Here is an 8,035-nt window from a genome sequence, read left to right on the forward strand (position 1 = left end):
CCCAAGGGGCCCCCGCCGGACCTGGCGCATGGCCATCTCCCGACAGCTTATCCACAGTTTCATCCACCGTTTTTGTGGGTATGCGCCGATCAGCCGTCGTCGGACTTATCCACAGACAGCAAGGGGGCCAGCAGGGCGCACATGCTGCGCCAGTGGGAGCCCTCCCAGTACAGGCGGTCGCAGGTATCGCAGCTGAGAAAGCGCGAATAGAGCGCACCGATGCGCGGCGGCAGGCGAGGGCGAGCGAGTTCCGGAGTGATTTCCTGCAGCGGGTGATTGCAGTGCAGGCAGAGGCTGAAGGGGTTGGCGCTGCGGGCCAGATCGAGGCGCTCGAACAATTCGCGAAGCTGCAGCGAGGGTTTCAGGGCATGCACGTAGCAGCCGTGGGTGATGATGCGACGCTTGAGCAACTCGCGGTCGCGGGTCAGCACGATGCGCCCTTCGTGAGCGGAGATCTCGGCAATCTGGCCGTCCTCGAAGCCGTTGTCGTAGAGGGTGTCGAAGCCGCACATGCGCAGCAGGCTGGCGAGGCCGCCGAGGTGGGCGTCGGCGATGAAGCGTAGTACTCGCAGCGGTCGGGCACGGACCTTGAGCAGCGGGCTGATATCCAACGCCTCGAACTTGGGATAGACCGCCACCCGGTCGCCATCGAGGATCACCCGCTCGAAGCCCACCGACTCGCCATTGAGCAGGACCAGCTCCACCTCGGTGTGAGGCACGCCCAGTGCCTCGATCATGTGCTTGACGGTGGCCGCCCGGGCACAGGCGCACGTGAATGCCTGCCGGCGCCGTTCGGCGGGCAGGAAGTCATTGAGCTCTTCGTAGAATCGGAATGTGGCCCTGACCATGGGGAAGAGTATGGCAGGCGCTGGCGCGCCCTCCCGGAAGAGGGCGCGCGGCCATTCACTTGGGCTGGGCGACGACCCGCAGGTAGGGCTTCAGGGTCTTGTAGCCGTCGGGGTACTTCTTCTTCGCATCTTCGTCCGATACCGAGGTCGGGATGATCACGTCATCACCCGGACGCCAGTTCACCGGCGTCGCCACCGTGTGCTTGGCGTTGAGCTGCAGCGAGTCCAGCAGGCGCAGCACCTCGTCGAAGTTGCGACCGGCGCTCATGGGGTAGACCAGCATCGCCTTGACCTTCTTGTCCGGGCCGATGATGAACACCGAACGCACCGTGGCGTTATCCACTGCGGTGCGCGGGCCCGCGCTGGCATTGGGGTGGATCATGTCGTAGAGCTTGGCCACCACCAGGTTCTCGTCGCCGATCATCGGGTAGTTGACCGCGTGCCCCTGCGTTTCCTCGATGTCACCGACCCACTTGCGGTGATCGCTGACCGGGTCCACGGACAGGCCGATCACCTTGGTATTGCGCTTGTCGAATTCGGGCTTGAGCTTGGCCATGTAGCCCAACTCGGTGGTGCAGACCGGCGTGAAGTCCTTCGGGTGGGAAAACAGAATGGCCCACTGGTCACCGATCCACTGGTGGAAATTGATCGTGCCTTCGGTGCTGTCCACGGTGAAATCGGGCGCTTCGTCACCAATGCGGATTGCCATGTAAGTCCTCCTTTCTGTCTGGCTGGAAGGGGCCGCCAACCCACGGCGGCTATCACGGCGGGTCCATCGGCCTACCGGGGCTGAAAGTATAGGTCGACCTCCCGGGCCTGCCCGGCGGACATTGGATCAGTGGTCATGCATCCCGGTCCGGGAGTGCTATTCCTACTTTGTGGAGGTCGTCGGAAGCTCGCTGTCGACAGGGCCGGTGGCGCATTGCGCCAGCTGGGCATGCATGGCGGGAAGAGTGGCGGCCATTTTCCGGTGCAGTGATTTCCGCAATCCCGACCGTCGCTCTGCAACTCAACAGGAGCGAGCGTATGGCTACGTTCATCACGCTGGCGACCTTCACCGATCAGGGTATCCGCAGCGTCAAGGACTCCCCGGATCGGTTCGTCGCCTTCAAAGGGTTGGCCGAGCAGCTCGGCCTTTCGGTCAAGACCGTCTACTGGACGGTAGGCAGCTACGACCTGGTGCTGATAGTCGAGGGGGATGAGGAAGCGGCGACCACCCTGCTGCTCAAGACGGGCCAGTTGGGCAATGTAAGGACGCAGACATTGCGCGGCTATTCGGAACAAGAATTCCGGCGCCTGCTCAGCGGCCTGTAGCAAGTCCCGCCCTCGAACGGGGAGCTGCACCGGTGGCCGCTCCCCTTGGGCTCAAAGCGCGGCAGCGGCCTTGAGCAGGTACTGTCTGGTGGGCAATGCGTCGAGTTTGCCGAAGTCGATATCGTCCGCCCGGACTAGCGGATGAGTGGCCGGTGACATGGGCGAGGCGGTGCTAGCGTTAGAGGAGGGGAGGTGCTGGCCGTTGGGGGCTGCGCCATGCCCTTGCAGCGAGGCCTTCCGCCCACAACCTTTGTTCTCGAACCCGGTGCCGATGGCACCGCCGGAGCGCGTGCGGCCCTGCCATATCCCATAACCCGCACGGAGGTGATTGTCATGGCCCGCACGACCCCCATCAGCCATTACCGCAATATCGGCATAGTGGCCCACGTGGATGCTGGCAAGACCACCACTACCGAACGGGTTCTTTACTACACCGGGGTCAACCACAAGATGGGCGAGGTGCACGACGGTGCCGCGACCATGGACTGGATGGTGCAGGAGCAGGAACGCGGCATCACCATCACCTCGGCGGCCACTACCGCGTTCTGGAGCGGCTCGCGCAAGCAGCTCGACAAGTTCCGCATCAACATCATCGACACCCCCGGTCACGTCGACTTCACCATCGAGGTGGAGCGTTCCCTGCGCGTGCTGGACGGTGCGGTGGTGGTGTTCAGTGGCGCTGACGGCGTGGAGCCGCAGTCCGAGACGGTCTGGCGCCAAGCCGACAAGTACCATGTGCCGCGCATCGCCTACGTGAACAAGATGGACCGCGCCGGCGCCGACTTCCTGCGCGTGGTGGAGCAGATCAAGAAGCGCCTTGGCCATACGCCGGTGCCGATCCAGTTGCCCATTGGCCAGGAAGAGAACTTCAACGGCCAGATCGACCTGATCCGCATGAAGGCCATCTACTGGAATGACGCAGACCAGGGCGCCAGCTTCCGCGAAGAGGAAATCCCCGCCGAGCTGCAAGAAGTGGCCCGGCACTGGCGCAACGTGATGCTCGAAGTGGCCGCCGAGGCCAACGAGGAGTTGATGACCAAGTACCTCGACGAGGGCGACCTGAGCGAGGAGGAAATCAAGACGGGCCTGCGCATCCGTACCTTGTCCTGCGAAGTGGTGCCGGCAGTGTGCGGTTCCTCCTTCAAGAACAAGGGCGTACCGCTGGTGCTGGATGCGGTGGTGGAACTGCTGCCAGCACCCACCGAGATTCCGTCCATTCGCGGTACTCACCCGGACGACCCGGAGAAAGAGGACGAACGCCACGCCGATGACACCGAACCCTTTTCGTCATTGGCTTTCAAGATTGCCACCGACCCCTTCGTCGGCACCCTGACCTTCGTTCGCGTCTATTCCGGTGTGTTGAACTCCGGTGATGCCGTGCTCAACTCGGTGAAAGGCAAGAAGGAGCGCGTCGGCCGCATGGTGCAGATGCACGCCAACCACCGTGCCGAAATCAAGGAAGTACGCGCCGGCGACATCGCCGCACTGATCGGCATGAAGGACGTCACCACCGGCGATACCCTTTGCGATCTCAACAAACCCATCATCCTCGAACGCATGGATTTCCCCGAACCGGTGATCTCCATCGCCGTCGAACCCAAGACCAAGGCCGATCAGGAAAAGATGGGCATCGCCCTTGGCCGGCTGGCCCAGGAAGACCCGTCATTCAGGGTGAGGACGGATGAGGAGACCGGGCAAACCATCATCTCCGGCATGGGCGAGTTGCACCTGGACATCATCGTCGACCGCATGAAACGCGAGTTCAACGTCGAGGCCAATACCGGCAAGCCTCAGGTGGCTTACCGCGAGACCATCCGCAAGACCTGCGAGATCGAAGGCAAGTTCGTTCGCCAGTCCGGCGGCCGTGGCCAGTACGGCCACTGCTGGATTCGCTTTGCCCCCGCGGACGAAGGCAAGGAGGGGTTGGAGTTCATCAACGAAGTGGTCGGTGGCGTGGTACCGCGCGAGTTTGTCCCGGCCATCCAGAAAGGCATCGAGGAGCAGATGAAGAACGGCGTGCTCGCCGGTTATCCCCTGATCGGCCTGAAGGCCGCCGTGTTCGACGGCTCTTACCACGATGTGGACTCCAGTGAGATGGCCTTCAAGATCGCCGCCTCCATGGCCACCAAGCAGCTCTCGCAAAAGGGCGGTGCCGTGTTGCTGGAGCCGGTGATGAAACTGGAAGTCGTGACGCCGGAGGATTACATGGGCGACATCATGGGCGACCTCAACCGTCGCCGTGGCCTGATCCACGGCATGGACGACGGCGTGTCCGGCAAGATCATTCGCGCTGAAGTTCCCTTGGGCGAGATGTTCGGCTACGCCACCGACGTGCGCTCCATGTCCCAGGGCCGCGCCAGCTTCTCCATGGAGTTCGCCCGTTACGCCGAGGTGCCGGCGAGCATCGCCGAGGCCATCGTGAAGAAATCGGGCTGAAGCGGCGGAGCTGGCATTTTTGTGGGAGCGAGTTGTGGGGGCGAATTCATTCGCTGAGCAGGCCGCAGGCCTGCCTTATGGCATCCCAAGTGGCAGCTGCGCTGCCATTAGCGAATAAATTCGCCCCCACAGGAAAAGCCCCCCACCGTTGTGCCATCCCAAAAGAAAAACGGGCCCGAAGGCCCGTTTTGCATTCCTCACTCCGCGGCTCAGGTCAGTCCGTTCTGTTTGCGGAAGTAGGGAATCACGTGTTCGCCGATGTTCTTCAGGGTTTCGAGCTGTGCCCATTGGGGCACGGTGCCCATCTGGCAGATGAAGAGGATTTCGTCGGCGCCGGCGTCGATCAGGCGCTGCACGTAGCCGATGCAGTCCTTGACGGTGCCGTAGGCATGGTTGGGGTTCATCATCGCCATGGTCGGGTCGGAGAAGTCCACGGTGACTTCCTCGGAGGCGAAGCGCGACTTGATCACGGCCTGGCCGTTGCCGTCGATGAAGGTGTCGTCCTTCCACTTTTCCGGGTCCGGGCGTTCGCCGCCGGCGTACCAGTAGGCCAGCGATTCCATGAAGTAGCGTTGGCCGCGGATGCCGATGTGGCGGGCCTGCTCGTTGTCGTCGAGGACGATGGCCGGGCAGAGGGCGGCGATGTGGCGGTTGGGGCGGAAGCCGACCTGGTTGTTCGCGTCGCGGTTGTCCCAGGCCTGGTGGTAGACGGCGACCTTCTTGGCGATTTCCTCGGGGCCGCCGAAGCCCAGCACCAGGGCGCCCATGCCGCGGCCGCCGGCGTTCTTCAGCGACTCGGTGTTGGTGCAGGCCAGATACATCGGCGGGTGCGGGTCCTGGTAGGGCTTGGGATGGATCGGGCGCTTGGGGATCTTCACGAAGTCGCCGTTATGCTCGATCTCGTCCTGCACGAACATTTTCGGGATCAGGTACATGGCTTCGTCGATCTGCGGCTGCAGGGTGGCCAGGTCGTAGCCGAAGGTGCCGGCTTCCTGCTGGGTGCCGCCCTTGCCGACGCCGAAGTGCACGCGGCCCTTGGAGAGCAGGTCGAGGGTGGCGATGCGCTCGGCGACCTTCACCGGGTGGTTCATGGCGGGCGGCAGGCAGACCACGCCGTGGCCGATGCCGATGCGTTCGGTCTTGCCGGCGACGAAGGCGAGCATGGTTTCCGGTGCCGACATGTGCGAGTAGTTGGTCAGCGCGGTGTGCTCCACGCACCAGAAGGTGTCGAAGCCGAGCTGGTCGGCGAGCACGGCCTGCTCGACGGTTTCGTCGAAGATGCGACGGTCGCCTTCGCGGCTGCTGTCGATCGTCTGTGCCTCGTAGATCAGGGAGAATTTCATGCGCGTGGCCCTTCTTGTTCTTGATTCGGTCAACCCGGATTGCCGGGTGTTGGGCGCATGGTGTGGGATCGAAAAACCGCCTGAATCCTCCAAACAGACTAATCATCTTGCGCCGCTGCACAGCACGACGCCCGCGCGGGGCGGGCGTCGTGGCGGGGTGGTTTCGCCAGGTCCGTAGGATGGCTAGAGCGGCGCGAAACCCCTCGACAAGGGCTCAGAGGAAGAAGTCGGTGCTGTCCAGCCCCATCCCCACGCCGCCCAGGTTGAGCGCGTACTTGCCTGGGCAGTTGGCCACGTGGGCGCGGCCGGTGTGGATATCGCGGAAGGCGCGGTTGATGCCGTGGTGGCGGAAGATGGTGGAAGCGCCGCTGTTGTACATCAGCGCTTCCACCGCCTGGGCGCACTTGTCCGGGACGATGGCCGAGTCGTAGCGCATCTTCACCCGTTCCGCCATGCTCAACGGCTCGCCGGCCCTGGCGCGCTGGGTCATCAGCGCGAAGTTGCGCAGCAGCACGGTGCGGCATTCGTCCACGGTGACCATGGCCTTGGCCAGGGCGGTCTGCGCGCCGGGGTCCTGGATGATCTTGCGGCCATCGTTGACGCCGACGCGGCCCTTGTTGGCGTCGATGAACAGGTCGATGGCGCCCTGCAGCGCCCCGATGGTGGAGGACGACACGGCGCGCACGAAGATCTGCCCGAATGGCAGGCGGAACAGCGGCGCGGTGTTCACCGCGTTGCCCGGGCTGTTCTGCAGGAAGCCGTCGAGGGCGCGGTGGGTGCGGTACTCCGGCACGAACACGTCGTCCACCAGCACGTCGTGGGAGCCGGTGGCTTCCAGGCCCATCACGTCCCAGTTGTCGAGGATGCTGTAGTCGTGACGCGGCACCAGGAAGGTGCGGTAGTCCGGGGCCTCGCCGTCCTTCTCCGGCGGCACCATGGCGCCGAGGAAGGCCCACTGGCAGTGCTTGCTGCCGGAGGAGAAGCCCCAGCGGCCGCTGAGGCGGAAGCCGCCGTCGACACGGGTGACCTTGCCCACCGGCATGTAGGAGGAGGAGATCAGCACGCTCGAGTCCTGGCCCCAGACCTCCTGCGCGGCGCGGTCGTCGAACAGCGCCAGCTGCCAGTTGTGGATCGCCACCACGCCGAGCACCCAGGCCGAGGACATGCAGCCTTCGGCGAGGGTCATCTGCACCTCGAAGAAGTCAGCGGGCTCCAGCTCATAACCCTCCCAGCGCGCTGGCTGGAGGATGCGGAAGAAGCCCGCCTCCTGGAAATCGCGAATCGTCTCCGCGGGGAGCAGGCCGTGCTTGGCGGCCAGCGGTGCGCGCTCGCGCAGCACCGGCACCAGCTCACGGGCGCGTTGTTTCAGGCGTTGGCGGATCAGGTCGTGGTCGAGCATGTTGTTGTTCTCCGGTTGAAGGCTTTTCCACCTATCGCCGGGCATTCAAGCAACGGGCAAGGGGGCGGGCATCCCTCAAACGGACCATATGTCCGGCAATCCAACTAGTCCCCTCGGACGATGTTGCTCGGCCGGGGCTGGCGAAAAATCGGCAGCACTTGAGCACAACAAGAGGGCAGTGCGATGAGCCAGGCCGATCTGAAAGCCGCGATGCTCCAGGCGATGCGTCGTCTGGCCAAGTCCGTGACCATCATCACCACCAGCAACGGCCAGGAACGCTTCGCGATGTCCGCCACGGCGGTGGATTCGCTGTCCACCGAGCCGCCGTCGTTGCTGATCTGCGTGAACCAGAGTGCGTCGTTGCACGGGGTGCTGGATGCCGGCGCGGACTTCTGCGTGAACATCCTCGGGCTGGAGCAGGAGGAGCTGTCGCACCTGTGCAGCGGCCCGGTGAAGGGCGAGGCGCGCTTCCAGCGGGGCGACTGGCGCAGCAGCGAAGGCGGCATTCCCTACCTGGGCGACGCCCAGTCGGCGATTCTGTGCCAGCAGGACGGCAAGTTCAGCTACGGCACCCACACCATCTTCATCGGCCGGATTGTGGCGATCCACAACAGCGTGGAGATCAGCCCGCTGGTCTACCTCGACGGCACCTACACCACCACCGCGCCGACTCTGGCCGCTGCTTGCTGAGGGCG

At 64.1% G+C, this 8,035-nt stretch carries 7 protein-coding genes; 3 read left to right on the plus strand and 4 right to left on the minus strand.

From position 1 onward, the window contains the following. Positions 1–89 precede the first annotated feature (89 nt). A complete protein-coding gene (locus tag E8F20_RS25200) occupies positions 90–848 on the minus strand; it encodes a Mut7-C RNAse domain-containing protein (protein ID WP_280286180.1) in 759 nt (252 codons plus the stop codon). Positions 849–903: 55 nt separating this feature from the next. Further along, entirely contained in the window at positions 904–1,557 is a 654-nt protein-coding gene (locus tag E8F20_RS25205; protein WP_137823848.1) for a peroxiredoxin, read from the minus strand. A 317-nt stretch (positions 1,558–1,874) separates the two neighbouring features. On the opposite strand from E8F20_RS25205, the gene E8F20_RS25210 reads away from it, so the two are divergent. After that, positions 1,875–2,162, plus strand: a complete 288-nt coding sequence (locus E8F20_RS25210; protein ID WP_280286181.1) for a GYD domain-containing protein — start codon at positions 1,875–1,877, stop codon at positions 2,160–2,162. Between the two features lie 333 nt (positions 2,163–2,495). After that, positions 2,496–4,598 (plus strand): elongation factor G, encoded by a 2,103-nt coding sequence (gene fusA / locus E8F20_RS25215; protein ID WP_280286182.1) that lies wholly within the window; start codon positions 2,496–2,498, stop codon positions 4,596–4,598. Positions 4,599–4,807: 209 nt separating this feature from the next. Here the strand turns inward: fusA and E8F20_RS25220 are convergent, their stop codons facing one another. Next, positions 4,808–5,941, minus strand: a complete 1,134-nt coding sequence (locus tag E8F20_RS25220; protein ID WP_280282216.1) for an LLM class flavin-dependent oxidoreductase — start codon at positions 5,939–5,941, stop codon at positions 4,808–4,810. Positions 5,942–6,155: 214 nt separating this feature from the next. Beyond that, positions 6,156–7,340 (minus strand): flavin-dependent monooxygenase, encoded by a 1,185-nt coding sequence (locus E8F20_RS25225; protein ID WP_280282215.1) that lies wholly within the window; start codon positions 7,338–7,340, stop codon positions 6,156–6,158. Between the two features lie 183 nt (positions 7,341–7,523). On the opposite strand from E8F20_RS25225, the gene E8F20_RS25230 reads away from it, so the two are divergent. Beyond that, positions 7,524–8,030, plus strand: coding sequence for a flavin reductase family protein (locus tag E8F20_RS25230; RefSeq protein ID WP_280282214.1), 507 nt, complete (start codon positions 7,524–7,526; stop codon positions 8,028–8,030). Positions 8,031–8,035: the final 5 nt, after the last annotated feature.

The sequence above is a fragment of the Pseudomonas sp. BN415 genome (genome assembly GCF_029871195.1).
GTDB lineage: Bacteria > Pseudomonadota > Gammaproteobacteria > Pseudomonadales > Pseudomonadaceae > Metapseudomonas > Metapseudomonas resinovorans.